The 25,046-nt window shown below is 68.8% G+C and carries 17 protein-coding genes and 1 pseudogene; 10 read left to right on the top strand and 8 right to left on the bottom strand.

Annotation, left to right across the window (positions count from 1 at the left end; all coding sequences use genetic code 11):
• Positions 1-7: 7 nt before the first annotated feature.
• Positions 8-1,471 carry a tyrosine-protein kinase domain-containing protein gene (locus tag EOT10_RS35680; protein ID WP_127832539.1) on the bottom strand — a complete coding sequence of 488 codons (1,464 nt, stop codon included), beginning with the start codon at positions 1,469-1,471 and terminating at the stop codon, positions 8-10.
• 339 nt (positions 1,472-1,810) lie between these two features.
• On the opposite strand from EOT10_RS35680, the gene EOT10_RS35675 reads away from it, so the two are divergent.
• From EOT10_RS35675 to EOT10_RS35665, 3 genes are all read left to right on the top strand, one after another.
• Positions 1,811-3,127: a glycosyltransferase family 4 protein gene (locus EOT10_RS35675; RefSeq protein ID WP_189492522.1), complete on the top strand. Its 1,317-nt coding sequence runs from the start codon at positions 1,811-1,813 to the stop codon at positions 3,125-3,127.
• 53 nt (positions 3,128-3,180) lie between these two features.
• The gene (locus tag EOT10_RS35670; RefSeq protein WP_189492517.1) at positions 3,181-4,110 is read left to right on the top strand and encodes a glycosyltransferase; all 930 of its coding nucleotides are present in this window, start codon (positions 3,181-3,183) and stop codon (positions 4,108-4,110) included.
• Positions 4,111-4,198: 88 nt separating this feature from the next.
• Positions 4,199-5,137 carry a glycosyltransferase gene (locus EOT10_RS35665; protein WP_189492514.1) on the top strand — a complete coding sequence of 313 codons (939 nt, stop codon included), beginning with the start codon at positions 4,199-4,201 and terminating at the stop codon, positions 5,135-5,137.
• Positions 5,138-5,258: 121 nt separating this feature from the next.
• Here EOT10_RS35665 and EOT10_RS35660 read toward each other — a convergent pair whose 3' ends face one another.
• From EOT10_RS35660 to EOT10_RS35650, 3 genes are read right to left on the bottom strand one after another with little or no spacing between them, the layout of a single operon-like run.
• Positions 5,259-6,644, bottom strand: a complete 1,386-nt coding sequence (locus EOT10_RS35660; protein ID WP_127832535.1) for a UDP-glucose dehydrogenase family protein — start codon at positions 6,642-6,644, stop codon at positions 5,259-5,261.
• Positions 6,645-6,665: 21 nt separating this feature from the next.
• Positions 6,666-7,697, bottom strand: coding sequence for a UDP-glucose 4-epimerase GalE (gene galE, locus EOT10_RS35655; protein ID WP_189492511.1), 1,032 nt, complete (start codon positions 7,695-7,697; stop codon positions 6,666-6,668).
• A gap of 30 nt (positions 7,698-7,727) precedes the next feature.
• On the bottom strand, positions 7,728-8,699 hold the full coding sequence (locus tag EOT10_RS35650; protein WP_127832534.1) for a UDP-glucuronic acid decarboxylase family protein: 972 nt from the start codon (positions 8,697-8,699) through the stop codon (positions 7,728-7,730).
• A gap of 360 nt (positions 8,700-9,059) precedes the next feature.
• On the opposite strand from EOT10_RS35650, the gene EOT10_RS35645 reads away from it, so the two are divergent.
• Positions 9,060-10,529 carry an oligosaccharide flippase family protein gene (locus tag EOT10_RS35645; RefSeq protein ID WP_127832533.1) on the top strand — a complete coding sequence of 490 codons (1,470 nt, stop codon included), beginning with the start codon at positions 9,060-9,062 and terminating at the stop codon, positions 10,527-10,529.
• Positions 10,530-10,556: 27 nt separating this feature from the next.
• Here the strand turns inward: EOT10_RS35645 and EOT10_RS35640 are convergent, their stop codons facing one another.
• Positions 10,557-12,047, bottom strand: a complete 1,491-nt coding sequence (locus tag EOT10_RS35640) for a sugar transferase (RefSeq protein ID WP_223281396.1) — start codon at positions 12,045-12,047, stop codon at positions 10,557-10,559.
• 376 nt (positions 12,048-12,423) lie between these two features.
• Between EOT10_RS35640 and EOT10_RS35635 the strand changes: the two genes are divergently transcribed.
• From EOT10_RS35635 to EOT10_RS35615, 5 genes and pseudogenes are all read left to right on the top strand, one after another.
• Entirely contained in the window at positions 12,424-13,584 is a 1,161-nt protein-coding gene (locus tag EOT10_RS35635; RefSeq protein WP_127832532.1) for a glycosyltransferase family 4 protein, read from the top strand.
• Positions 13,585-13,612: 28 nt separating this feature from the next.
• A complete protein-coding gene (locus EOT10_RS35630) occupies positions 13,613-15,016 on the top strand; it encodes an O-antigen ligase family protein (RefSeq protein WP_127832531.1) in 1,404 nt (467 codons plus the stop codon).
• Complete coding sequence (locus EOT10_RS35625; RefSeq protein ID WP_127832530.1) at positions 15,013-16,086, top strand: NAD-dependent epimerase/dehydratase family protein; 1,074 nt, start codon at positions 15,013-15,015, stop codon at positions 16,084-16,086. The genes EOT10_RS35630 and EOT10_RS35625 overlap by 4 nt, the downstream gene beginning before the upstream one ends.
• Positions 16,083-16,877 carry a WecB/TagA/CpsF family glycosyltransferase gene (locus EOT10_RS35620; RefSeq protein ID WP_223281395.1) on the top strand — a complete coding sequence of 265 codons (795 nt, stop codon included), beginning with the start codon at positions 16,083-16,085 and terminating at the stop codon, positions 16,875-16,877. The genes EOT10_RS35625 and EOT10_RS35620 overlap by 4 nt, the downstream gene beginning before the upstream one ends.
• A gap of 118 nt (positions 16,878-16,995) precedes the next feature.
• Positions 16,996-18,386, top strand: a pseudogene (locus EOT10_RS35615) (NEW3 domain-containing protein); the annotation flags it as partial.
• 795 nt (positions 18,387-19,181) lie between these two features.
• Here EOT10_RS35615 and EOT10_RS35610 read toward each other — a convergent pair.
• The 3 genes from EOT10_RS35610 to EOT10_RS41510 form a co-directional block, all read right to left on the bottom strand.
• Complete coding sequence (locus EOT10_RS35610; protein ID WP_317617386.1) at positions 19,182-20,843, bottom strand: hypothetical protein; 1,662 nt, start codon at positions 20,841-20,843, stop codon at positions 19,182-19,184.
• Positions 20,844-21,392: 549 nt separating this feature from the next.
• Positions 21,393-21,986, bottom strand: coding sequence for an MBL fold metallo-hydrolase (locus tag EOT10_RS42930; RefSeq protein WP_317617385.1), 594 nt, complete (start codon positions 21,984-21,986; stop codon positions 21,393-21,395).
• 249 nt (positions 21,987-22,235) lie between these two features.
• The gene (locus EOT10_RS41510; protein ID WP_317617384.1) at positions 22,236-22,415 is read right to left on the bottom strand and encodes a pyrroloquinoline quinone precursor peptide PqqA; all 180 of its coding nucleotides are present in this window, start codon (positions 22,413-22,415) and stop codon (positions 22,236-22,238) included.
• Positions 22,416-22,600: 185 nt separating this feature from the next.
• Here EOT10_RS41510 and EOT10_RS35595 point away from each other — a divergent pair, with 185 nt between their 5' ends.
• Positions 22,601-23,740: a PQQ-dependent sugar dehydrogenase gene (locus EOT10_RS35595; protein WP_223281394.1), complete on the top strand. Its 1,140-nt coding sequence runs from the start codon at positions 22,601-22,603 to the stop codon at positions 23,738-23,740.
• The last annotated feature ends 1,306 nt before the right edge of the window (positions 23,741-25,046 follow it).

Raw genomic sequence — 25,046 nt, 5'->3', positions numbered from 1 at the left:
GGACCGCTCACTTCTCGCCGGAACCGGGCGCCGCAGCGGCCTCCGCGGCCACCTCGTGCGCAATCGCCGGACGGGGCACGGGCACTTCAGCCGAGCCGTAACCGTAGCCGTAGCCGTACGCCTTGCCCTTGAAGGAGGAGGCCATGCTGAAAACGGTGCCGAGCATGCGTACGCCCGTCCGGTTCAGCAGCTCGGCGGCATTGCGGATCTGGTCGCGGCCGGTCTTGGAGGCGCGTACGACGAGCAGCACGCCGTCGGCGAGCTGGGCCAGGCCGATGGTGTCGGCGACCGGCAGCATGGGGGCACTGTCCACGATGACCACGTCGTAGGTGTCTGCGAGTTCGCGCAGCACCTCCCCCAGGCGTTCGGAGGCGAGCAGCTCAGTCGGGTTGGGCGGCACGGCACCGCTGGTGAGCACCGTGAGCCGGCTTCCGGCCTGCTGCACGACGTCCTCGGCACGGGCCTGGCCGATGAGCACCGTGGTCAGTCCGGCGTCCTGGACAAGGCCGAAGGTCCCGGCCACGGACGGGCGGCGCAGGTCGGCGTCGACCAGGCAGGTCCGCATGCCCGCGTCGGCAAGAGCAAGTGCCAGGTTGACGGACGTGGTGGTCTTCCCCTCGCCGGGCACCGGGCTGGTCACGACGATCACCCGCGGCCGGTCGTCCACCTGCGCGAACTGCAGGTTGGCCCGCAGCTTGCGGAAGGCCTCGGCACGTGAGGAGGTGTTGGTGGAGTCCACCGCGATCCTCTGCCGGACCGAGCTCCTGTCGTACGGGATGGAACCGAGGACCGGCAGCGAGGTGAGCTCTCCGAGCCCGTCGCTGGTCTTGATGGTGGTGTCCAGGGCCTCGCGCAGCGAGACGACTCCCGCGGCGAGCAGCAGCCCGCCGAGCAGTCCGGCGGCGAGGTCGAGCAGCCACTTCGGTGAAACGGGCTTCTCGGGGATGCTCGCCTGCTGGGTGATACGGAGCGAGACGGGCGAAGCGGGGGCCTTGGCTTCTTCGGAGTCCCTGAGGGATGCCTGGGCCTGCTTCGGCGTCTCCAGCTTCTCGACGACGGTGCTGAATTGCTCCGCCACGGCGTCGGCGATGGCCGCCGCCCGTGCCGGAATCGTGTCGCGCACCGTGATGTTGATGAGCACGGTGTTGAGGGGAGCCTCGGCGGTGATGCGGGACGCGAGCTCCTCCGGCGTGTACTTCAGCCCCAGCTCGCTCACGACGGGCTGCGTCACCCGGCGGGTGGCGACGATCGACGCGTACGACTGGACACGCGCCTGCGAGAAGGTCTGCCCCTGGGTCAGATCACTGGTGTCCACTCCGGTCCGGGTGGCGACGAAGAGCTGGGTACGGGCCTCGTAGACCGGCGTGGTCAACGCGGTCACGGCCTCGCCCGCGCCAATACCGAGCAACAGGCAGACCAGGACGGTAGGCCAGCGTCTGGCCAGTACTTTGAGATATCCACGAAGGTCCAACGTGCGTCCCTCACAGGGTTAGAGGTGTACCTTTTCGTACCATTTGCCATCAATGTGCCGCCCAGGATAGGCACAGCAGGCCCACGCCTTCGCGATCCTCGGCAACACGGGGCACGTAAGACCCCCCTTCGCGGGGCCTGTTCAATCCGTCTGGCCGAAGCCCGAGGCCGATCGGGGGGAAATCAACCCCAAAACGCAGCGAGACGAAGGTTTCGGCGCTGAATCGGACGCGCGCCGCAGCAATATGCCTGGCGGCAGAACGGGCTTCCCACAGCGGACGGACAGGTCTTCATGCGTAGGACAATCGCCGATGAAGCGGCACCTCTTGGCCTCGACGCCATGACGCCGGAGCCCGCGAACGGCTCCTCCGTGTCACGCGAACTGCGCATCGTCCTGGTCGCGTTCACCTGTGATCCCACCCGCGGCAGCGAACCGGCCATCGGGTGGGGCTGGGCCGAATCACTGGCGCGCCGTGGGCACACCGTAGAGGTCCTGATGCACCCCGAATTCGACAGCGTGCGGCACGCCGAGCGACGAGTGGCGGACCTGGGGGCTGTGGGCGAACGCATCAGACTGCACGTCATCCCCGAACCACGAGCGCCCCGGTGGACCAGTCTGCTGCCCGGCCCGCTGAGCGGCATGGCCGCGGAAGTCCGGCGCTACGACGGATGGCAGCAGCGAGCTCTGGCGTACGCCCGCAGCCACGGGCTCGACAAGGCCGACCTGGTGCACCACGTCTCGTACGGATCTCTGCAAGGTGGCTCTGCCCTGCGTCACCTCGGACCGCCCCTGGTGTTCGGTCCCGTCGGCGGTGGCCAGATCGCACCGCACAGTCACCGGCGTTACCTGGGCGCCGCCTACCGGCAGGAGGCGCTGCGGACCTGGCTGTGGGTCCGCTGCCTCAGCCGCCGGCCGTCCTGCCGTACGACACTCCGCGAGGCGGCGGCGGTGCTGGCCACCAACCGGGACACGGAACGACGGGTTCGTCGTCTGAGCCGTACGGCCACGCGTCTGATGCTGGCCGACGGTATCCAGGAGTCACTGATCCAGGAGCCGACGGAGCCTCAGCCGGCTCGCTCCGGTCGCCCGCCCACCGTTCTGTGGGTCGGCAGGCTGCACCCGCGCAAGACCCCCGAGCTGGCGGTGCGTGCGATCGCCCATCTGCGGTCGGAGATTCCGGACGCCCGCCTCGTGATCCTCGGGGACGGACCTCTGCGACCGTCCCTCGAACAGCTCGCGCTGCGCCTGGGTGTAGGTGAATCCGTCGAATTCCGCGGCCTGTTGCCCCGGGAGCAGGTTTTCGAGGCCTGTGACGAGGCCGACGCGTTTCTGATGACCAGCCTGCGGGACTCCTCCAGCACGCAGACCCTGGAAGCGTGGGCCAGAGGCCTCCCCGTCATTCATCTGGGCCACCACGGCATCAGTGACTTCTCGGCGCCGGGCGGGTCGGTCTCCGTACCGCTAGGCGACCCCGCCGACCTGCCGCAACGCCTCGCGTGCGCGCTCACCGGTGTGCTGAACGATCAGCAGACACGCCACTGTATGGAACGAGCCGCGCTGGCATGGGCGCGGAAACACACATGGGCGGCGAAGGCGGAAACCGCCGAAGAGCTCTACCGCGCCATTCTGCCCGCCTCGAGAAGACGGCCGATGTGACCGGCAGTGTCGATGTCCGCGCAGACCTTCGAGAGGCAACCATGCTCGTTTCAGTGATCATCCCCTTGTACAACACGGAGAAATACATCGGAGCCTGTCTCGCGTCCGTCCTCAGCCAGACGCACAGGAATCTCGACGTCATCGTGGTGGACGACGGGTCCACCGATGGCGGCGCGGCGATCGCCGAAGGCATCGCCGACGAGCGTGTCCGGGTCGACCGAGGCCCGAACCAGGGAGTGTCGGCCGCCCGCAATCGCGGACTCGACCTCGCCGAAGGCGAGATCGTGGCCTTCCTCGACGCCGACGATCTCTGGTACCCGAACAAGCTCTCCGAGCAGATCAGCGTCCTTCAGAGCGACGCCGGTGTCGTCGCGGTCGGCGCGGTCTTCCAGTATCTGTCCGGGAACGGCCGCCGGTTCGGCCGGGCAGGTGAGGGCGCCCGGGACGCCGCCTCCCACGAGCGCCTGAAGCGAGGGCAGTTGATGCCGTTCCCGCTCTCGTCCCTGATCGCCCGCACCGACGCGGTGCGGGACGCGGGAGGGTTCGACGAGTCGGTTCCGCCGGTCGCGGATCTCGACCTCGTGGCTCGGCTGGCCCTGACCGGATCGGTTGCCACGGTCATGCGGCCGCTCGGCGCCTACCGAGTTCACAGCAGCGCCATGTCGGCCCGTCAGCCCGCCGAGATGATGATGCTCGCGCGCTTCGTCGAGAAGCGGGCCACGGCCCGGCTCGAGGGCCGGCCCGCACCCGACCTGGAATCTTTCGTGTCCTCGTATCAGCTCACGAAGGCGCAGCGGCGGCGGGACGGCGCGGCGCGGCGATTTCGTGACGCCGGCCTGCTGGTGATGGAAGGACGGTACGTCAGGGCGACCGCCCTGTGCGCTGTCGCCCTGGCGGCCCGGCCGTCGTACATCCTGCGCCGCATCGCGATGCGTCTTCCGGCACGCCGTACGCCGAGTGCCGTTGCCCACAGCGGAACCTGAGGGGTCTCCGGCTCCGGTGTCCGGGCCGCGGGACGGTTCTCCGGCGGTCTTCCGCCCCAACCTCCGAGAGGCAACCATGCTCGTATCGGTGATCATCCCCTTGTACAACACGGAGAAGTACATCGAAGCCTGTATCGCGTCCGTCCTCAGCCAGACGCACCGGGAGCTCGAAGTCATCGTGGTGGACGACGGGTCCACCGATGGCGGCGCGGCGATCGCGGAGAGCATCGCCGACAAGCGTGTCCGGGTCGACCGAGGCCCGAACCGGGGAGGAGCAGGCGCCCGCAATCGCGGTCTCGCCCTCGCCAAGGGTGAGATCGTGGCCTTCCTCGACGCTGACGATCTCTGGTATCCGGACAAGCTCTCCGAGCAGATCAGCGTCCTTCGGAGCGACCGCGACGTCGTCGCGGTCGGCGCGGTCTTCCACTATCTGTCCGAAGACGGCCGCCGCCCACTGAGCCAGATCGGTCAGGACGCCCGGAACGCCGACACCCGAGAGCGCATGCAACGGGGTCAGCTGGCCCCGTTCCCGATCAACTCCTGCCTGATCGCCTGGGCCGACGCCGTCCGGGCCGCGGGAGAGTACGACGAGTCACTTCCGGTCGTCGAGGACATCGACCTCATGAGTCGACTTGCCCTGGCCGGATCGGTTGCCACGGTCATGCGACCACTCGGTGCCTACCGACTTCACAGCGGCTCCCTGTCCGCCCCCCGTCAGCACGCCAGGGTGAAGATGTTCATGCGCTTCGTCGAGCAGCGAGCCACCGCCCGGCTCGAGGGCCGGCCCACACCCGACCTGGAATCTTTCGTGTCCTCGTATCGCCCCACGAGAGCGCAGCGACGGCAGGACGCCGCGGCGCGGCGATTTCGTGACGCCGGCATGCTGGCGATGGAAGGCCGGTACGTCAGGGCGACCCCGCTGTGCGCTCTCGCCCTGGCGGCCCGGCCTTGGTACACGCTGCGCCGCATCGTGGCGCATCTTTCGGTTCGCCGTACGCCGAGTGCCGTTGCCCAGGGCGGAATCTGAGTTCTGCTCCGAGGCACGGACGGGGCCGAGTCCGTCGGCTCTTCCCGGACACCGGCCAGGATCGTGCCCGGCTGCGGCCGGGCGCCGGTGAACGGGGCGCCCGACCGCAGCCGGGGCGGGCTCACCCCAACTCGGCGGGGGAGACCGCCGACACGCGGTCGAAGGCCTTCTGCTGGCTCGGCAGCGGGGGCGGCGTCGGCCGGCCGAGCGCCCGCAGGGTCCAGCCGGCGGACCGCCACAGTGCCGCGTCGAGCGCGTTGCGCGCGTCGAGGATCTTCCGCGCGCGGGTCACGGCGGCGAGCGCGGCGGGGTCGATCCGGCGGTATTCGGTCCACTCGGTCAGATGCAGCACGAGATCGGCGCCCTCGCACGCCTTGGCCACATCGGGGACGTAATCGAGCAGGGGCAGCACGGCCCGCGCGTTGTCCATTCCCTCCGGGTCGTGGAGCCGTACGTCCGCGCCCTCGCGGTGGATCGCGGCCGCGACGGCCAGGGCCGGCGAATCGCGGATGTCGTCGCTGTCGGGCTTGAACGTGGCGCCGAGCACTGCGATGCGTCGGCCGTCGAATCCTCCGCCCGCCATGTCCCGGGCGATGTCGACGGTGCGCCGCCGCTGCCGGGCGTTGATCTCGTCGATCTCGCGAAGGAACGACACGGCGCTGCCGACGCCGAGTTCGTCGGCGCGTGCCGTGAACGCCCTGATGTCCTTGGGAAGGCATCCGCCTCCGAAGCCGAGACCGGCCGAGAGGAAGCGGCGGCCGATACGGGTGTCGTGGCCGAGGGCCTCGGCCAGAGTGGTGACATCGCCTCCCGTCGCATCGCAGACCTCGGCCATGGCGTTGATGAACGAGATCTTGGTGGCGAGGAACGAGTTCGCCGCGACCTTCACGAGCTCGGCGGTCGCGGGATCCGTGCTGATGTAGGGCACTCCGGCGCGCAGCATGGGTGCGTACACCTCGCGCAGGGTTTCGTCGGCCCGCCGCGACTGGATGCCGGCCACCAGCCGGTCCGGGCGGAGCGTGTCCTGGACGGCGAAGCCCTCCCGCAGGAACTCCGGATTCCAGGCGACCTCGACGTCCGTGCCCTCCGGGGCGAGCTCCTGGACGCGCGCGGTGAGCCGAGCCGTCGTTCCCGCGGGGACCGTGGACTTGCCCACGATCAGGCAGCGGCGGCGCAACCGGGGCGCCAGTCCGTCGATGACGGCGTCGACCGCCCCCAGGTCGGCGGCGGGCGAGTCCGGGCGCTGCGGGGTGCTCACACAGACGAAGTGCACGTCGCCGAAGTCGGCCGCCTCGTCGAGGGAGGTGGTGAAGCGCAGTCGCCCCGAGGCGACGGTTCTGCCGAGAACGTCCTGCAGACCTGGTTCGAAGAAGGGCACCCTGCCCTCTCCGAGTGCCGCGATCTTCGCGGAGTCGATGTCGACGCCGAGCACCTCGTGCCCGATGTCCGCCATGCACGCGGCGTGCACGGCACCGAGGTATCCCGTTCCGATGACGGTGAGTCGCATCTCGCTCGCCTCTTCTCTGTGTCAGTTCGGATAGCCGGACGGGTTGAGTTCCTGGAACCGCCAGGCGTCCTCGCACATAGCGGTGAGATCTCTCGTCGTGGTCCAGTTCCAGGCACGGGCCACGGCGTTCGGGTCGGCGACGAGGGCGGCGACGTCGCCGGGGCGGCGGCCGGTGATCTCGAAGGGGATGGGCGTATCGGAGGCACGCTGGAACGCGGCGACGAGTTCGAGCACCGAAGTGCCCTGCCCCGTGCCGAGGTTGAAGACCTGCATGCCGCTGCCCTTGTCGAGGTGATCCAGAGCGACACGGTGGCCTTCGGCGACGTCCATCACATGGATGTAGTCGCGCACACCCGTGCCGTCGACGGTGGGGTAGTCGTCGCCGAAGACGCTGAGTTTCGGGAGCCGGCCGGCGGCGACCCGGGCGAGGTACGGCATGACGTTGTTGGGCGCGGCTCCCCGGGGCACTTCGCCGAGCAGCCCGCTGGGGTGCGCGCCGACCGGGTTGAAATAGCGCAGCGCCAGGACGGACAGCCCGGGCAGGTACCGGCAGACGTCCGTGAGCACCTGCTCGCAGAGCAACTTCGAGGTGGCGTACGGATTGGTGGGGCCCGCCGGATCCTCTTCGGTGAGCGGCACCTTGGTGGCGTTGCCGTAGATCGAGCAGGACGAGGAGAACACCAGGCGGTGCACTCCGTGGTCGTGCATGGCGCGCAGCAGTGCCGTGGTGCCGCCGACGTTGGTGTCGTAGTACTCGACGGGCAGTTCCACGGACTCCCCGACGGCCTTCTTCGCCGCGAAGTGGATCACCGCGTCGATGTCGTGCTCGTCGAACACCCGGGAGAGCGCCCGGCGGTCGAGCAGGTCGATCTCGTGGACGGCGGCCGGGGGGCGGCCGGCGATCTTCGCTACGCGTTCCAGCGCGCCGGGCGAGCTGTTGGAGTAGTCGTCGACGACCACCACGTCATAGCCGTGGCCGAGGAGTTCGACACAGGTGTGGCTGCCGATGAAACCGGCGCCACCGGTCACCAGCACTGTGGTGCGTCCGGGCATGGGTTTCCTCTCTGCCTCAGAGCGTCTGCCTCAGAGCGCCGGGGTATCGAAGGCCGCGAGCAGCCCGTCGTCGTGCGGTCGGCCTCTGAACCACTCGACGGTCCGGTGCACTCCGTCCGCGACCGACACCTCCGGGTACCAGCCGAGGTGCTCACGAGCACGTGTGATGACCGGTCGGCGACGGGTCGGGTCGTCCGTGGGGAGCGGGTGGTACTGGATCTCCGAGTCCGAACCCGTGATCTCGAGGACGAGCTGAGCGAGCTCGGACACCGTCCACTCGTCCGGGTTCCCGAGATTGATCGGCCCGGTCACGGACGCGTCCAGCATCGCGACCAGGCCGCGGATCAGATCGCTCACGTAGCAGAAACTGCGGGTCTGCTTGCCGTCGCCGTAAACGGTCAGCGGTTCGCCGCCGAGGGCCTGGTTGATGAAGCTGGTGACGACCCGGCCGTCGTGCGGGCGCATGCGCGGGCCGTAGGTGTTGAAGATCCGGATGATTCCGACGTCGACGCCGTGACTGCGGTGGTAAGCGAGCGAGACGGCCTCGGCGTACCGCTTGGCCTCGTCGTACACGCTGCGCGGTCCGACCGGATTGACGTTCCCCCAGTACTCCTCTTCCTGGGGGTGGACCAGCGGATCGCCGTAGACCTCGCTCGTCGAGGCGAGCAGGAACCGGGCGTGGTTGCGCCGGGCCAGTTCGAGGGCGTTCTCTGTGCCGCGGCTTCCCACGGCGAGGGTCTCGAGGGGAAGTCGCAGATAGTCCGGCGGCGACGCGGGACTTGCGAGATGGGCGACGGCATCGAGCGGGCCGGGGACGTCCGCGGCGACGCTCACGTCGGAATGGATGAATTCGAAGGCAGGGAATTTCCGCAAGTGTGCGATGTTCTCCGGCCGCCCTGTGCTGAAGTTGTCCAGGCAGACTACGGCGTCTCCACGCCGCAGCAATGCCTCACACAGGTGTGATCCCAGAAAACCGCCCCCGCCGGTCACGGCAATGCGCATGGCTTTTCTCCATGAATGCAGGAAGAGGTCGGGAGATACTCCCGAAGCATCGAAAAGGATATGAGCGGATGTCTGACGAACCTTGTGTGGGCAACTGAATCCGTGCACTGTTTGGCCGTACCCGGAAGGAGACGGCCAGGGCGGACAGTCGATGCCGCGTTCGTACTGGTCACTCGCACGTGTGAATGGGCGTCTCGCGCGTCGCGCACCTCGCCACCTGTGTGACTACTACGCCTCAGGGGCTACTTCGCCCCGGGTTCTGCGTGGCCGCCGGGGCTCCCTCTTTGCACCGCGAGAGGATCCTGCCCGCACGAGGCACACGCGAGGAGCCCCCTTGGAAACCGACGACCCGGTGTCCCCATGACCCAACTGACGTCCGTCACGGTCCGAGGCATGCGCTGGGCCTACCTCGCCAGCGCGGCCAGCGCCGCCGTCCAGATTCCCTACTCAGCCGTGATGGCCCGCCTGCTCACCCCCGAGGACTTCGGGCTGATGGCACTGGCATACCTGGTGCCGCGTTTCGCTCACCACTTCGCCCAGGGCGGCCTGGCTTCCGCGGTGGTCCAGCGCCCCTCACTCACCGGCCGCGACGTACGCGTGATCTTCGCCCTGGCCCTCACCCTCGGCACCTGCTCCTACGCGGCGGTCTGGCTCATCGCGCCGTACGGCACAGAGCTGGCCCACGGCCCCTCCGAGCTGACCAGCATGATCCGAGTGATCGCGCTGGGCATGCCGATCGGGGCTCTGGGCACCGTCGCCACCGGGCTGCTGAGCCGGGGCATGCGATATCGGGCGATCGCCCTCACCGAATTCTCCTCCTTCATCGTCGGCTACTGCGGCGTCGCACTCTTGTCCGCGCTCCTCGGCGCGGGCGTGTGGAGCCTCGTCTACGGCCAACTCGGATGGACGGTACTGCTGAACCTGCTGCCCTACGTCATGGTCCGGCACTCGCTGCGCCCGCTGTTCGATGTGCCTGCCATGCGTGACGTCCTACGCTTCGGCGGCAAGGTATCGGCCAACGGCTTTCTGGAATACCTCACGGCGGACTTCGCCAAGCTCTCCATCGGCCGCTACGTGGGCGTCGCCGCCGCCGGGCTCTACGACCGCGCCGCGCTCCTGGCGTCCTATCCGCTGCAGCAGATCCAGGAGGCGGCGAGCAAGGTGCTCCTGCCCGGCCTCAGCCGCATCCAGCACGAGACCAGCCGGCTCGGTGCCTCCTACGCCGACTGCACGTCACTGACCACGCTGGTCCTCTTCCCCCTGTGGGCGGTGATCGGCGCGAGCAGCGAGCAGTTGGTGGCACTGCTGCTCGGCAGCCAGTGGCACGGCAGCGTGGCACTGGTCCCGATCCTGGGCCTGGCCGGCGTGCTCGGTCTGGTGGCGCAGTTCTCGGGCACCGTGGGAGAGGCCATGGGAGTGGTGGGACCCAAACTGGTCATCCATCTGGTGCAGATGACGGTGCTCGTCGCCGGTACGGCCCTCGCGCTGCGCCTCGGCGGCGGACTCCACGCGCTCATGGTGGTGGTGCTGGTGGGCCAGCTCGTCCGGCTGTCGCTGTTCCAGGCATGGCTGAACCGGCTCTTTCCCGCGACCCGGCGACCGGTCACTCGGGCGTACGCGCAGGCCGCTGCTCTCTCCGGCCTGTTCTGGGTCGCCCTGTGGTCCGTTCAACGGGAGCTCGAAGGCAGTTGCCCCGCGCCGGTGATCCTCGTGGCCAAGCTGGCGGCCGCGGCTGTGCTGGCGCTGTGCTGTCTGCGGTACGGGGCGGCTCTGCACGGCGTACGCGTCGCCCGGGAACGCGGCCTGCTGCCCGCTGTGCTCTGCCGCTGATCACGAACGAAGCCGGAATCCGGGCGGTCAGTAGGCGCCGTTGCCCACGAGGACGGCTCGCACCGTCCGGCGCAGGATGCCGAAGTCGACGGCGGGGGACCAGTTGTCCACGTAGCGCAGATCCAGGGTGACGGTCTCGTCCCAGGACAGGTCGGAGCGCCCGCTGACCTGCCACAGTCCGGTGAGCCCCGGCTTGACGCTCAGTCGTCGCACCTCCACCTCGTTGTACTTCGCCACCTCATCGGGCAGCGGTGGCCTCGGACCCACCAGGGACATGTGCCCGAGCAGCACGTTGAACAGCTGGGGAAGCTCGTCGAGTGAGAAGCGGCGCAGCACACGGCCCGTGCGCGTGATCCGGGGATCGCGGCGGATCTTGAACATCAGCCCGTCCTGCTCGTTGGTCCCGGCGAGCTCGCACCTCAACTGCTCGGCGTTGGCGACCATGGTGCGGAACTTCGCCAGGCTGAAGTGCCGGCCGCCCCGCCCGACGCGGATCTGGCGATGGAGGATCGTTCCCGGCGAATCCAGCCGTACGGCGATCGCCACTGCCACGAACACGGGGGCGAGCAGCACCAGCAGCACCGCGGCGCCCACCCGGTCCGTCACCGCCTTCAACAGCAGGGCAGCGCCGCGGCGGACAGGCGGGGCGACATGCAGCATCGTCAGGCCGGCCAGGGACGAGACATTGACCCGGCGTTGTGCCACCTCGGTCATGCCGGGCACGACGACGAGGGGACGACCGTCCTCGTGCACGGCCCAGGACAGCCGTCGCAGTCGCTCGGCGGCCATGCTGGGTCCGGACACGACGAAGACCAGATCCACCTGCAGCCTTCGGGCCGCTGCCAGCACCGGCGAGGAGTCGTCGGACGGTTGCGCCGGGGTGTGCCGGTCGAGCCGTCCCGTGATCGGAGCCACCAGGTGGGGGTCGTCGTCGCCGACGGGGCACACCCCGACCACGACGAACGCGTGATCGATGCGTCGCGCGAGGTGATTCACCAGACCGTCGAGAGCGGCCGCCTCGCCGATCACCAGCGCCCGGCGGACGCCTCGGCCCGAGCGGCGCCGAGCCAGCAGATGCCGGTGCGTCAGGCCTTGGCAGGCCGCCGCGAGAGGAAGGCACACGACCAGGCCGGCCAACACGAGGTGAAAGGCGGGAAATTCACCGGTTGCCGCTCTCATCACGGCGAGCACAGCCATCAGGATCAACCAGTCCCGCAGCAAGGGAGAGCCGTTGTCGCGCTCTCCCAGGTTGCGCCACGCGTACCGCGTGCGCGAGGCCCGCACCACCACCCAGGCCGCGGCTGCCGCCACCGCGTACCACCCGGCATGCGCCTCACCGGCCAGGCGGAAGACCGTGTACGCCGACACGACCGCGCCCACGACATCGACGCCCAACGCGGCCGGCAGGTACCAGACGGGCTTGCCGTCCCGTCTCGGCCCGGTGCGAGGCGGCTGCCGATCCTGCGCCTGCCGACGCCCTGACAGCGGCACATACGGGACGTCTCCCTGAACAGTCACGGGCACCCTCTCCAACCGGTTTCAGCGGATCACTTGGGTCCATGCACCCGTCCACGGGATCAAAGCCGACGATGGCAGCCGTGAAGGCACAGGTCTCATCGTCCGGGGCAGGGCAGGCGGGCGGACGCAGCCGAGTCTGTCCGACGGGTACGCGTGGAGCGGGTGGCGACGCTTGACCGAGGAGAACGATCACCCGATGAGCAGCATCGGAAAGCTGTCCGTTCCGTGCCGCTCGGCCAGGCGAGTGGACTCACCGGAGCACCCTCCCCAAAGAGTCAGAGCGGATCACCGGTTACGCAATTTTGTCCCTTATGCCCCAAATGACCATTGAAGGCCAGAGAGAGCCAGTCGTGGCTGACACCGAAGGCAGCCCGTCATGAAGATCGCCGTGGTCCACAGCTTCTACACCTCCGCAACACCCAGCGGGGAGAACGCACTCGTACGGGACCAGGTGCGTGCGTTGCACACGGCGGGCCACGAGGTCGAGCTGTTCGCCGCCCACACCGACGAACTGGCCCAGGATCCGCTCTACCCTCTGCGGGCAGCGGCGCGCGTGGCGACCGGACGAGGACACAACCCGCTCGCCCGGTTGCGCGCGTACGCCCCCGACCTGGTGCACGTGCACAACCTGTTTCCCAACTTCGCCCGTTCCTGGGTACGGCACTGGACCGGCCCGCTCGTGGCGACCCTGCACAACTACCGGCCACTGTGCGCCGCGGCGACGCTCTACCGTGCGGGCGCCGTCTGCACACGGTGCCCGGACGGCGAGCCCTGGTCCGCCCTGCGGTACGGCTGCTACCGCGATTCCCGGGCCGCGACGCTGCCCCTGGCATGGGCAGGACGGCACGGCCATACGCGGGACCCGCTGCTGGCCCGCGCGGACCGGATCGTCGTGAACTCCCGGCTGAGCGAGCGGACATACCAGCGTGCCGGTGTGCCCGCCGAGCGGCTGACGCTCGTCCCCAACTTCGTCGACGCACCGCAGTCCGACGGGACTCAGGGCGACGACACCGGCCGTTGGCTCGTCGCCGCGCGTCTCACACCCGAGAAGGGCGTCCTGGAACTGCTGCGCCAGTGGCCGGCCGACGAGCCGCTCGACGTCATCGGCGACGGCGAACTCCTCGCCGAGTGCCGCGCGGCCGCTCCCGCTTCCGTCCGTTTCGTGGGCCACCTCGAGCGGAACGAACTGTGCCGGCGGATGCCCTCCTACCGGGGCCTGGTCTTCCCCAGTCGCTGGTACGAGGTCGCGCCCTGCGTGTACGCCGAGGCCCTGGCGGCCGGGATTCCGGTCCTGGCGTTCGCGGGCTCGTCGGTGGCCGAGGCGGTACGGGAACACGGAACCGGCCTGGTCACCGAGTGGAACAAGCCGCTCGCCCCGGTCCTGAAGGACGCGGCCACCCGCTTCCCGTCACTCCGCGCTCACTGCCGTCAGGTGTACGCCGACCACTTCACCGAGCGGGCCTGGATCAGCGTTATCACCAGGGCATACGAGGAGGCGGTTCGCGTCGCAAGCGACCGCGTCGCGGCGCCCGCATAGGAAAGGCCACCTGAAGGGCGAGTGATTCGTGAAAACGGAAGTGCGCATGGCGTACCCGCAAACTGACGTGGCCGGGCAAACGGAAACGGGCAACAGCCCGTCCGAACTTCAGGTGTCCGGCCGAAATCCCACCATCGACCACCACTTGATCGCCGGATCGGTGGCGGTCGCCGTTCTGCTCACCGGAGGCCGCTGGGTCTCCCACGTGAACGTAGGGCCGCTCTACATCAGTGATGCCCTGCTCTGCGCGGCTTTCCTGCACGCCATCTGGTCGAATCTCCTTTCCGGCAAAAAGTATGGGCGTATCCACGGGCCGGGACTCCTGATCGGACTGCTGCTGCTGGTCACGGGGGCCCGGCTGCTCGCCCTGCAGGGCGATGTGTGGATGGCCGCCCGTGACGCGGAGCCCTTCGTCTATGCCGCGATCGCCTATCTGTCCGCAGGCGCCTACCAAAGAGTGAGCGATCGCGGCAGAGAGCGAACGCTCCGGATGATCCACGGCGGACTGCTGCTGCACCTCGGATGGATGCTGGTGGCAACCCTTGCACCGGAGTTCGTCGCGACGCTACCCACAGTGGGAGATACCCGCATCTTCGAGATCAGGACGGATTTCGACGTGGCGGTGCTCGGCGTGCTGGCGGGCATGTCGATCCTGCGGATCGCACGGGGCCGGATCTGGCTGCATGCGCCGGTGGCGATCGCTGCCCTCGCCACCGGTCTGGCGCAGGTGAACAGAGCCGGCCTCATCTCGTGCTGCGCGTGCGTGCTGGTGGCAGCCATGCTCAGGGCGGGCCGGAACGGTCGCCTCACCGGCCGCGCACTGCTGTTCGGAGCGACCGCGGTCCTTGCCGTGGTGGTGGCGCTCCCGATGTCTCCGGCCGGCCAGCGCCTTCTCGTGCTCAACGGACCCACGACAGCGTCTTCAGAGTTCGAGGAAAACGCTCAGGGCACCAAGCGTGCACGTCTGACCGCGTGGGAACGCGTCGTGACGTACACCCTGGACGATCCGGTACGGGCGGCCGTCGGTGTGGGATTCGGACCGGACTTTCTCCAACTGTCCAATGGCGACCTTCCCATCGGCCGAGGAATCGGCGTGCGGTCCCCGCACAACTACCTGGTCACCTGTTTTGCCCGGCTGGGCTTCATCGGTCTCGCCGTCGTCGTCGCTCTGCTGGCCAGGCTTGTGGCCCTGGTGATCCAGACCGTGCGCCGAGGGCCACCCGACGAGCTGACGTCGTTGTGCGTGCTGCTGGTGATCTCGCTCCTCATCGTCGCCCTGCTGGGCGTCATCCTGGAATCGCCTTTCGGCGCCGCTCCCTTCTTCTGGGCGGCCGGAATCCTGCTCGCGGGCGGCCGGTCACGACGGGCCCGCCGCCGGCACAAGCCGGAACAGAACACCTTTGCCAGCTCTCCTCAGGAGGCGATCGTATGAGCGTCGCAGTGGTAACCGGATCGGCCGGTCTGATCGGGTCACAAGCGGTACGGCACTTCGCGCGCTTGGGACTTGATGTCATCGGCATCGACAACGACATGCGCTCACGCTTCTTCGGATCGGAAGCGTCGACCGCGTGGAACGTGGAACGACTGTCCGTGGACCTCGGCAAGGCCTATGTCCACCACGACGTGGACATCCGCGACCGGGACGCACTGGCGGCCGTCTTCCGGAAGTACGGCCGGGACATCGCCGTCGTCATCCACACCGCGGCGCAGCCGTCCCACGACTGGGCCGCGCGTGACCCGCTCCTCGATTTCGACATCAACGCCGGCGGCACGCTCAACGTGCTGCAGAACGTACGCGAACACTGCATCGACGCCCCTCTGATCCACTGCTCCACCAACAAGGTGTACGGCGACCGCCCCAACTCCCTGCCGCTGGTCGAGCAGGAGACGCGCTGGGAGATCACCCCAGGTCACCGCTATGGCGCCGGCATCTCCGAGGACATGTCCATCGACGGCTGCCTGCACTCGGTCTTCGGCGCCTCGAAGGTGGCCGCGGACATCATGGTCCAGGAATACGGCCGCTACTTCGGACTCAGAACGGCGTGCTTCCGCGGGGGTACCCTCACCGGCCCGGGCCACTCCGCCACGGAACTGCACGGCTTCCTCGCCTACGTGATGCGCTGCGCCATGGAACGGCGCACGTACAAACTCATCGGATACAAGGGAAAACAGGTGCGGGACGCCATCCACAGCCATGACGTCGTCACCGCGTTCGAGGCGTTCTTCCACAACCCGCGCAGCGCCGAGGTCTACAACCTCGGGGGCGGCCGGTACTCCAACGCCTCCAACCTCGAAGCGATCGCGCTGGCCGAGAAGATCTCGGGGAACGAGATGCGCGTCGAACACGTGGAAACGCCCCGGACCGGCGACCACATCTGGTGGATCAGCTCCAACGCGCGCTTCGAACAGCACTATCCGGAATGGCAGTTGACGTACGACGTGCCACTGATCATGAACGAGATCTACGAGGCCAATGTGGACAGGTGGGTCCCGGGCCGGTGAAGAAGAACGTTCTCGGCGTCCTTGTCGACGCGACCAGCTACGGCGAGGCGGTGGACACCGTGCTCGCCGCGGCCCGCGCCCGGCGCACGCTGGCGGTGACCGCGCTGGCCGTCCACGGCGTGATGACGGGCGTGCTGGACCGGGAGCACGGCGCCCGCCTCAACTCCTTCGACCTGGTGACCCCGGACGGTCAGCCCGTGCGCTGGGCACTGAACCTGCTGCACGGCTCGGCCCTCACCGACCCGGTGTGCGGCCCGAACCTGACGTGGCACGTACTGCGCAAAGCGGCCGACGAAGGCCTCCCGGTGTATCTGTACGGCTCGACGGAGCAGACGCTGGAGCGTCTGATGCTGAACCTGCAGAACACGCTTCCGGCCCTCAAGATCGCCGGCCACGAGGCGTCCAAGTTCCGTGCGGCGCGCCCTGGCGAGGACGCGGAGATCGCCGCCCGGATCACCGAGTCCGGAGCGCGGATCGTCCTGGTCGGGCTCGGCTGCCCGCGCCAGGAAACCTTCGTGCACGCCATGCGTCCGCTGCTGCCGATGCCGCTGCTCGCGGTCGGTGCCGCGTTCGACTTCCACGCGGGGACCCTGCGCAGACCGCCGATGTGGATGCGCGACCACGGCCTGGAGTGGCTGTGGCGACTGGGTCTGGAACCGCGCCGGCTGTGGCGCCGGTACCTCTTCCTCAACCCGTACTACCTGCTGCTTCTCGCTGCCCAGTGGGCCGGGCTGCGACCGGCCGGCCCACCGTCCCCCGCGACCAGCAGGCCGACGGTGTTCCCCGTGTGATCCAAGGGGCCACCGCAACACATCGCTGAGTGCGCACGCTCTCGGAGACCAACACAGAGGAACATAACGATGTGTCATCTCCTCACCCGTCCAGCCATGTGAAGAGCTCTCCAAGTGCTCGCTGCGGCACTGTTGGGCGCCGGCTCATGGTTTCCCCAGTTGTATGGAACGCGGTGAAACCGGCCGCCCTAACGGCATCAAAGCGGTGGCCGACTACGTCCACTCCAAGGGGCTCAAGCTGGGCATCTACACCAGCGCAGGCACCAAGACCTGCAACAACGACGCGGGCTTCCCCGGCGCGCTCGGCCACGAGTTCAGCGACGCACAGCAGTTCGCAGACTGGGGCGTCGACTAACTGAAAATACGACAACTGCAACAACCAGGGTGTGGACGCCGAGCAGAGATACACCACGATGCGCAACGCCCTCAAGGCTGCCTCCAGCACAACGGGCCGGCCCATCGTGTACAGCATCTGCGAGTGGGGGCAGAACAAGCCCTGGGAGTGGGCGGCCGACGTGGGCAATCTGTGGCGTACGACCGGCGACATTTCCGACAGCTGGCCGTCCGTGCTGTCCATCATGAAGAGCAACCTTCCGCTCGCTCGGTACGCGGGCCCCGGGCACTGGAACGACCCCGACATGCTGGAGGTCGGCAATGGCGGGATGACGGACACCGAGTACCGCACGCACTTCTCGATGTGGTCCGTGATGGCCGCGCCGCTGCTGATCGGCTCCGATCTACGCAAAGCGTCGGACGCGACCTTCAAGATCATCAGCAACCGGGAGGTGATCGCGGTCGACCAGGACCCGCTGGGCAAACAGGGCGAGGTCGTCTCCTCCGAGGGCGAGCGCTGGGTCGTCGCCAAGAAGATGCAGGACGGCAGCCGCGCGGTCGCCCTCTTCAACGAGTCAGGCAGTGCACAGCGGATCGCCACGACAACGACGGCAGTCGGGCTGCCCGGCGTCGATGCGTACACCCTGCGCGACCTGTGGCAGCACAAGAGCTACCACACCGCGGGCACCATCGCGGCGACCGTGCCCGCGCACGGCACCGTCCTGCTGCGAGTGTCGGCCGACGACAAGTGAGCCGCCCACCCTCCTGCCGTCGAGCTCCTTCTGGACGGCAGCACGTTGGTCGAAGCCGGAAAGACCCGTCGCGCTTACCACCACGGCCACCGACCTCGGCCGCGCACCCGCCCGGAACGTCGCGGTGACCTTCACCGGCCCCTCGGACCGGAAGCTCGAGACCACTTCACCGACGATCGCGAACGACGTCCCCGCGGGCAGGTTCTTCACCACGGCGTGGACCGTGGAGGCTCCGGAAGGGACGGACACCGGCGTCTGCGATCTGACGCTGGAGACCACCTGTCGTTCACCGGCGAACGGCTGGGGTCCTGTCGAACGGAACACGAACAACGGCGAAAGTGCCGCGGGCGACGGAAAACCGATCACCATCGTCGGTGTCGAGTACGAGAAGGGGATCGGTGTGAACGCCCACAGCGTCGTCGACTAATACACAGGGGCAGCCTGATCGCGCGGAGTCCTCGTCGTAGTCGCCTGGAACTCCTCCGGGGCGGTCATCGGCCCGATCCTCCAGCTCTGTTACACCGCCTACACAGCCCGTCTGGTGCCCACCGGCGCCTACGGGGCCTACGCCGCCTCGGACTCGGCACCTATCTGCTGCGCGCCGAGCGGCTCACCCGGTGGATGGTGCACAGCGCCTGGTGGCTCTCGGTGGCCCACGGCGCAGTGTGCTGTGCGGTGCTGCAGGCCGTCACTCCGCTGTGCGTCGCGGCCTTGGACCTGGCGGCAGCGGATCCCCTGCTGCGCCTGGCCGGCCGCAGTTCCCGGTGCAGCCCGCGGCATCGGTCGCGGCCACGGCGCTGCGCCGGCTCGACCAGGGCCGTTTCTCGGCCCTCGGACCGGTCTGCGGGATGGCCCCGCTGTGCTCGCCCTGGGCTGGAAGCCCTACGGCCTCGGGTGCACGCGGCCTTCGGCGGAGTGCTCTGTGCGAGCGGCCTCGCCGGAGCGTCACTCGGCGGGACTCCCCTGGCCGCGGCGTGCTGTTCGCTGCTCGGCATGGTCCCGGTGGCACTCGCCTGGGTGGCCGCACGCCGCTGGATGCCCGTGTACGCGACGGCCGTACAACGCGGTCTCGGCGGCGACCACGGTTTGCGCGCCCGTCCGGCAGACGCGGGACGGGCGCATGCAGCGGCCGACTTCGACGTGAAGGAGACGGCCGCCGCTTACCTCCGCTGGTTCACCGGATCCCGGCCGCCGGCTCGTTGTCGGCCTCGGCGCCCCGTCATCCCACCACCCTGTACAGCGCCTGGCCCCCTGGCCCGACGGTCGTCTTGTGCAGGGCCGGGTCGTCCGCGGGCAGTCCGCCCTCGTTCTCCCTCCGCAGAAGCCACCTGACGTGGTAGCGGTGCAGGACGTCCAGTCGGTCCGCACGCGAGGAGTGGGGTGCGAAGAAGCGCGCGACGGCAGCTTGCCGTTCCTTCTCGTCCGGCAGGACGAGATCGGGATAGCCGGGGGCCACCGTGTAGGCGCCGTACGCGGGGACCAGCAGACTGGTGTCCCGGGTGGTCATGACGGTGTCGCCGCGCTGCACCCAGGGGGTCATCCACGCGTAGCCCTCCACGGACGACCAGCTCTTGTGCCGCACGGCCGGTGGCAACGCCTCATCGGCGATGACGTAGCCGAACGTGAAGGCCTGAAGCAGCACCCCCAACAGCATCGCACCGCCCAGGACCGCCGCGAGGACGTTGCGGACCCTCCTGCTTCCGGCGTCCGCCACCGCGAGTGCGGCGGCCAGTTGCGCGGGGATGACAGCCGCGGGCAGCGCTCTGCCCCATGACCAGTGGCCCGTGACACCACCGCCCACGACCGTCAGCGTCCCCAGCACGAAGAAGATCACCAACGGGTCGCGCCGGTCTCGTCGCCACCGGAAGTACAGGGCGGCGACCCCGATCAGCGCCGGGCCGAAGCGCGTCACCATGTTGTCGTACAACGGACGGTGGATCTCTTCGAGCCCGCCGACACCGAACAGCGAGAAGAACGAGTAGTAGGGCCAAAGGGCGAGCACCACGACCGCGAGCACGATCCCGGCTCCCAGCCGCAGCCAGACCTCCCGGGCGGGCCAAGGGCGTACGGCAAGCAGCACGCCCAGTGCCCCGAACGTCGCGACGAGCCCCGTGAATTGGTGACTGAGCAGGATCACCGCCCACATCAGGCCGAGGCCGAGAAAGGCCGGCCACCGGCCGGCGGAGCGCAGTGCCTTGGTGAGCAGTGCCCAGAAGTGGAAGGAGAGCCCGAGCACGAAGGTGCTCGGGTAGGCGAGGGTGAAGGCGAGCGAGCCGAGGTTGAGGAACCCGCTCCACGCAAGGACCGGAGGACCCCAGAGCAGCAGCAGGCACAGCAGGGCCAGGGCCGGCGCGACGCGTCGGGTGCTCAGCGTCCGTGTGAAGTGCCAGACACCTGTGAGCAGCAGGGGGAGGGCGGTGAGGGCCGCCAGGCGCAACACCTTGAAGGTGCCCAGCCCGGTCGCCTTGGCCACGATGCCGAGGAGCACCGTCCAAGGCGAGTAGTACGGGCTGTCGACGTCGGCGTCGACCTGCAGACCGCCGGGATGAATCAGATCGGCGCGCAGTCGCTCGATGGTCGCCGCATGGATGCCGAGGTCACCGTTCCAGGGCAGCCTCATGGCCAGGAGCAGCAGCAGGACGCTCAGCAGCAGCGCCGCGGACCACACAAGGGCGCGCGCGGCCTCGTTCGGCGTGATGCGGGAGGGGGCGGCGGGAGAGACGCGGGGTGCATGGTTGATGTTGCCGTCGGATTCCGAATCCCTCTCAGGGGAGCACGGCCGGCGGTCCGGATCGGTCGGAGTGCTTCGAGGCCCTTCGTCGTCCGGCGGCCGCGCGGAGGGACTCGGAACCGATGCCTCGTCGAGCTCGGGGTGCTTCACTTGATCGCCTTTCACATGTGCCGATGTGCTCAGAAGCGCGCAGGGGGTTGTCGGAACGATCGCGCAGCGTGGCCGGCGGTTCCGGGGTCACCGGAGCCACCGGGCTCGACGCCCTCCCGGCCCTACGCCCCCGCACGTCGTCACCGCGTGCTTCTCGGCCCGGCAGTCGCCATGGAGTGACGGGCGTGACGGTGGTGCGCGGAGTCAGCCCCTTGGCCGTGAGGATGAGCGCGATGGGGAGCTTCGGGCGAGAGGCCTGCCAGGTGGCACGGACGGCGGCGAGGCCGAGGATCCAGATCACGAACCGCGGGCTGGGCACGCGGCGGGTGATGACGCACAGCAGGACTGCGGCGAGGGCGGCGTCCGCCCTCGCCGCAGTCGTCGATGTAGGTGAAGCTCAGGGTCTGCTCGCCGTCGCCCCGGCGTCCCTCGGCGAGCAGGGCCCGCGTCAGATGCCCGCCGGTGAATCCCCCGGCCCCTGTCACCAACGCATCGACGTCACCCACTGCCTACTCCTTGGCGTTCGCTCAGGAAGGGCAATAGATACGGTTACGCAGGGAATTGCCCTCCTCGACGCATTTCACGAAGCACGCCGGGACGAGCCCACCCGGCTGGCGGAGCGGCGCGGACGGACGGAGCGGCAGCCCCCAGGAGGACAGGACCGGACGCGGCGGCCGAGACGACCGCGCGCAGAGCAGGCTTCTCGCTGACGGCCCGCTCAGCGGTCTCCAGCCTGACGCAGTCCGCCTCGGCGACCGCCTCCTTCAGGGCGTCCGACCAAACGCCGAACGCGGGAGCGTAGACGGCGCTACCGCCGGTGGAGCGATCGGTGAGCCGCAGCGCGCGCGCCCAGTGGCCGTCATCACCGGGCGCGGCCCCGTCCTCCACGGCATAGCAGGGCCGCTTGCCGGAGACGGGGACGGCGCTGACGTGAACCGCGGACTGCGCGCCGAGCGGTTCGCCGTGCCCGCCCGAGGGAAGCTCGCGCCACGTCAGTTCGGTGTAGGGGGCGAGCACTGCTCCCAGGTGCTGGCGGTCCAGCACCGCGTGGCGTACGGCGTCCGTGGCGAGCAGTTCCAGCCGATCGGCCTCCCGAAGCCGCGCGACGCCAAGTGTGTGGTCGAGTTCGCCGTCGGTCAGCACGACTCCGGCCACCGGCGTACGCCGCCGCTCGGGTCCGGGGGGGCAACTCGGCGTATTCCTCGATCTGTTCGGTGATGTCGGGTGTCGCGTCGACCACGCACCAGCGGCCCTCACCCGCCCTGACGGCGAGCGAGGCGTGCAGGCGGCGGCGCCCCCGGGTGCGCCCGTGCCCCGGAGCATTGAGGGCAGGCACAGTTCCATTGCGGTACGCCCCCGCCGGCCGCGGTACCCAAGACCTTGAGCAGCACGTCAGCGGCACCGCCAGCGGGTGGCCAGGGAGTACGCGGTGACTTCCAGCGCGGTTTCCACCACCGTGTATCCGGGTGCCTGCCAGGCCCCGGCACCATTCCCGGCGCGATTGTCGCCGGCTCCCGCTGAGCCAGGATCCTGGGTCCGCTCCGCTGTCGGCTCCATGGTGTTCATCACCATGATGTGTCCGTCCTTTCATGAGGAGTTCGGACATTCCTCTGCCACCTTCGGCACCGGTGACAACCCCGCAACCGCACCCCGGCCAACCGGTGGATCAGCGGCGCGCCTTGCATACCTCCGGCCAACACCCTCCTACGTTCCGTCACAACGTACGCAGAGCCCCCGGAGGGAGCAGAGTGTCCATCTTGACGATTCCCCGGAGAACGACCGGCAGCAGGCGGCTTCGCGCGGTGATCGCGGTCGGAGTCATGGCCGTCTCGACGCTGGTCGGGTTCGCCGGCACCAGCAGCAGTACGGCCTCACCGCCCCGACACCACGCGGGTTCGCAACCCGGCACCGTCCGCACCCTGTCCACAGGCTGGACCGTCCCCTGGGGCCTGAGCTGGCTGCCGGACGGCTCCGCACTGATCGGCGAGCGCGACTCGGCCAAGCTCTTCCGACTCACCCGGAACGGCGAGAAGACCTTCATCGGCACCGTGCCGGAGGCGACGGCCAGGGGGAGCCTGACCGTCGACGCCAATGACGGCGTGCTGGGCATCGCCGTCTCGCCCTGCTGGGAAGAGGACCACTACATCTATGTGATGCACACGGCCGAGGAGGGAAACCGGATCGTGCGCATGAAATACGACGGCTCCACCCTCAGTGACTACCACGTGCTGCTGGGCGGGATCCAGAAGTCCTTGATCCACAACGGCGGCCGCCTGAAGTTCGGCCCCGACGGCTACCTCTACGCCACCACCGGGGACGCCAACGTGTCGGCCACGGCACAGGACAAGAACTCCCTCAACGGGAAGATCCTGCGGCTGACCACCGACGGCAAGCCGGCACCCGGTAATCCGTTCGACTCGTATGTCTACTCCTACGGCCACCGCAATGCTCAGGGCCTGACGTGGGATCCCCAGGGCCGCCTGTGGGAGTCGGAGCTCGGCCAGGACACGTACGACGAGATCAACCTGATCGAGCCCGGAAAGAACTACGGCTGGCCCACGTGCGAAGGCCCCTGCACCACTGACGGGATGACCAACCCCAAGGCGCACTGGCAGCCCACGGACGCCTCACCGAGCGGGATCGCCTACGCCGACGGCGACCTGTACATGGCGACCATGCGCGGCAGACGCCTGTACCGCATCCCCGTCGACGGTACGGAGGTGGGTACCCCGGTCGAGCTCTACAAGAACCAGTACGGCCGACTCCGCACCGTCGAGAAGGTCCCCGGCAAAAACGCGCTCTGGGTGCTGACCACCAACGCCGACTACAACGGCAAGCAGCCCGCCGGCTCCGACCAGGTGCTCGAGGTGGAGCTGACGAGCAGCGCGTCTCACTGACGTCCAGGACACCCCGCACCTCTCCATCTTCCCCGCCGTAGGGGATGTCACAGCTCAGCAGCAAATGCCGGGCCCGGACGGCCGGGCCCGCCATTGTCAGTCTGCGACGGCTGGATTCAGGATCGGACTGTCCGTCACTGGCGTACAGGGTGGGGCCGTCTCCGGGGGCGGAGTTCCTGGCAAGGAACCGTAGCTCGACGGCTGCTCTCCTGTCCGGGGGCGGCCGAATGCGGTGTAGGGCACCGCTAGGTGTTCGAGCAGTAGTCCTTCCCGGGTGGACCAGGGACAGATCTCGACGTTCTTGGCTCCACAAGCCTCCATGAGGGCTTGCACGTCGGGACGGTCCCGCGTCGGCCAACAGAGGGGCTGACGTGCGCAGTTGGGGGAGCGTCAGCTGCCGTCCAGCTCGCGGTGCCCTGCCCCGGGCGGCGGCGAGCAGGGCGAGCTGTTCGAAGGTCTTGGAGCAGGACAACACCCGCCCACCAGGTTCGACTTGCGGCAGGCCGGGTGCGGCTTCCAGAGACCGGCTCAGGTGCTGCCGGATCTCGGTCAAGGGGCGTTGGGATGGAGCGGTATCACCGGGAAGCCGGTCCCTGGTGATCCCTGCGGGCACCCAGCGCCAGCGAGTGGACGGCGCGGGGCTGCTCTCCGGTGCCGGAGGCGATCTCTAGCCGCCCCTTGCGGTCGAGGGTCTCGTGCAGTCTCAACCGCACCTTGCGGGAGAGCACCGGCAGATCAGCCGCCCTTCCCGGTGCACGCGGAACCCGAGGCGCGAAAGGCGGGGTGCCAGCGCCTGACGCGGCATCCTGTTTTTGCCAGTTCAGAGACGTGCAGCCTCGATCCCCATGCCGCTCGGTCCACCGTGAGCTGAACCGTCCGCTCACGCATCGCTCACGCATCGCTCACGCAGATCTGCTCTCCGGTGCCGGATCAGTAGCCGGTTTGAGCCGCTCCGGGCGGAGTGACTCAGCACGCATCGCCTGCCCCGCCGGGGTGACGGATCTGGCACGGGAGACACTTGCGGTCTCACCAACGCCGTCGACACGGGGCGGCTGCAGCCGCCCCGGCGCACTTCCCCCCTGGGGGGCGCGTTGGTCCTGGGGTTACGGTGCAGCGGCCGCGCACGCAGCCCAAGCATCGCGGCGACGGCCCCCGTGGTCGTCATCGACGTATTCGCCAAATGCGCGGACGTCACCGCTCAGCCTCTCACCCGCTGCCGGATCCATACGCCGGCGGGCTTGAGCACACGGGTGCCGGCGAACCGGCCGCCCTTACAGGCACCTTTCAAGAAGATGTCGCCGTTGCC

The sequence above is a fragment of the Streptomyces antnestii genome (assembly GCF_004005495.1).
Taxonomy (GTDB): Bacteria; Actinomycetota; Actinomycetes; order Streptomycetales; family Streptomycetaceae; genus Streptomyces; species Streptomyces antnestii.
This window is presented reverse-complemented; position numbering and strand designations above follow the sequence as displayed.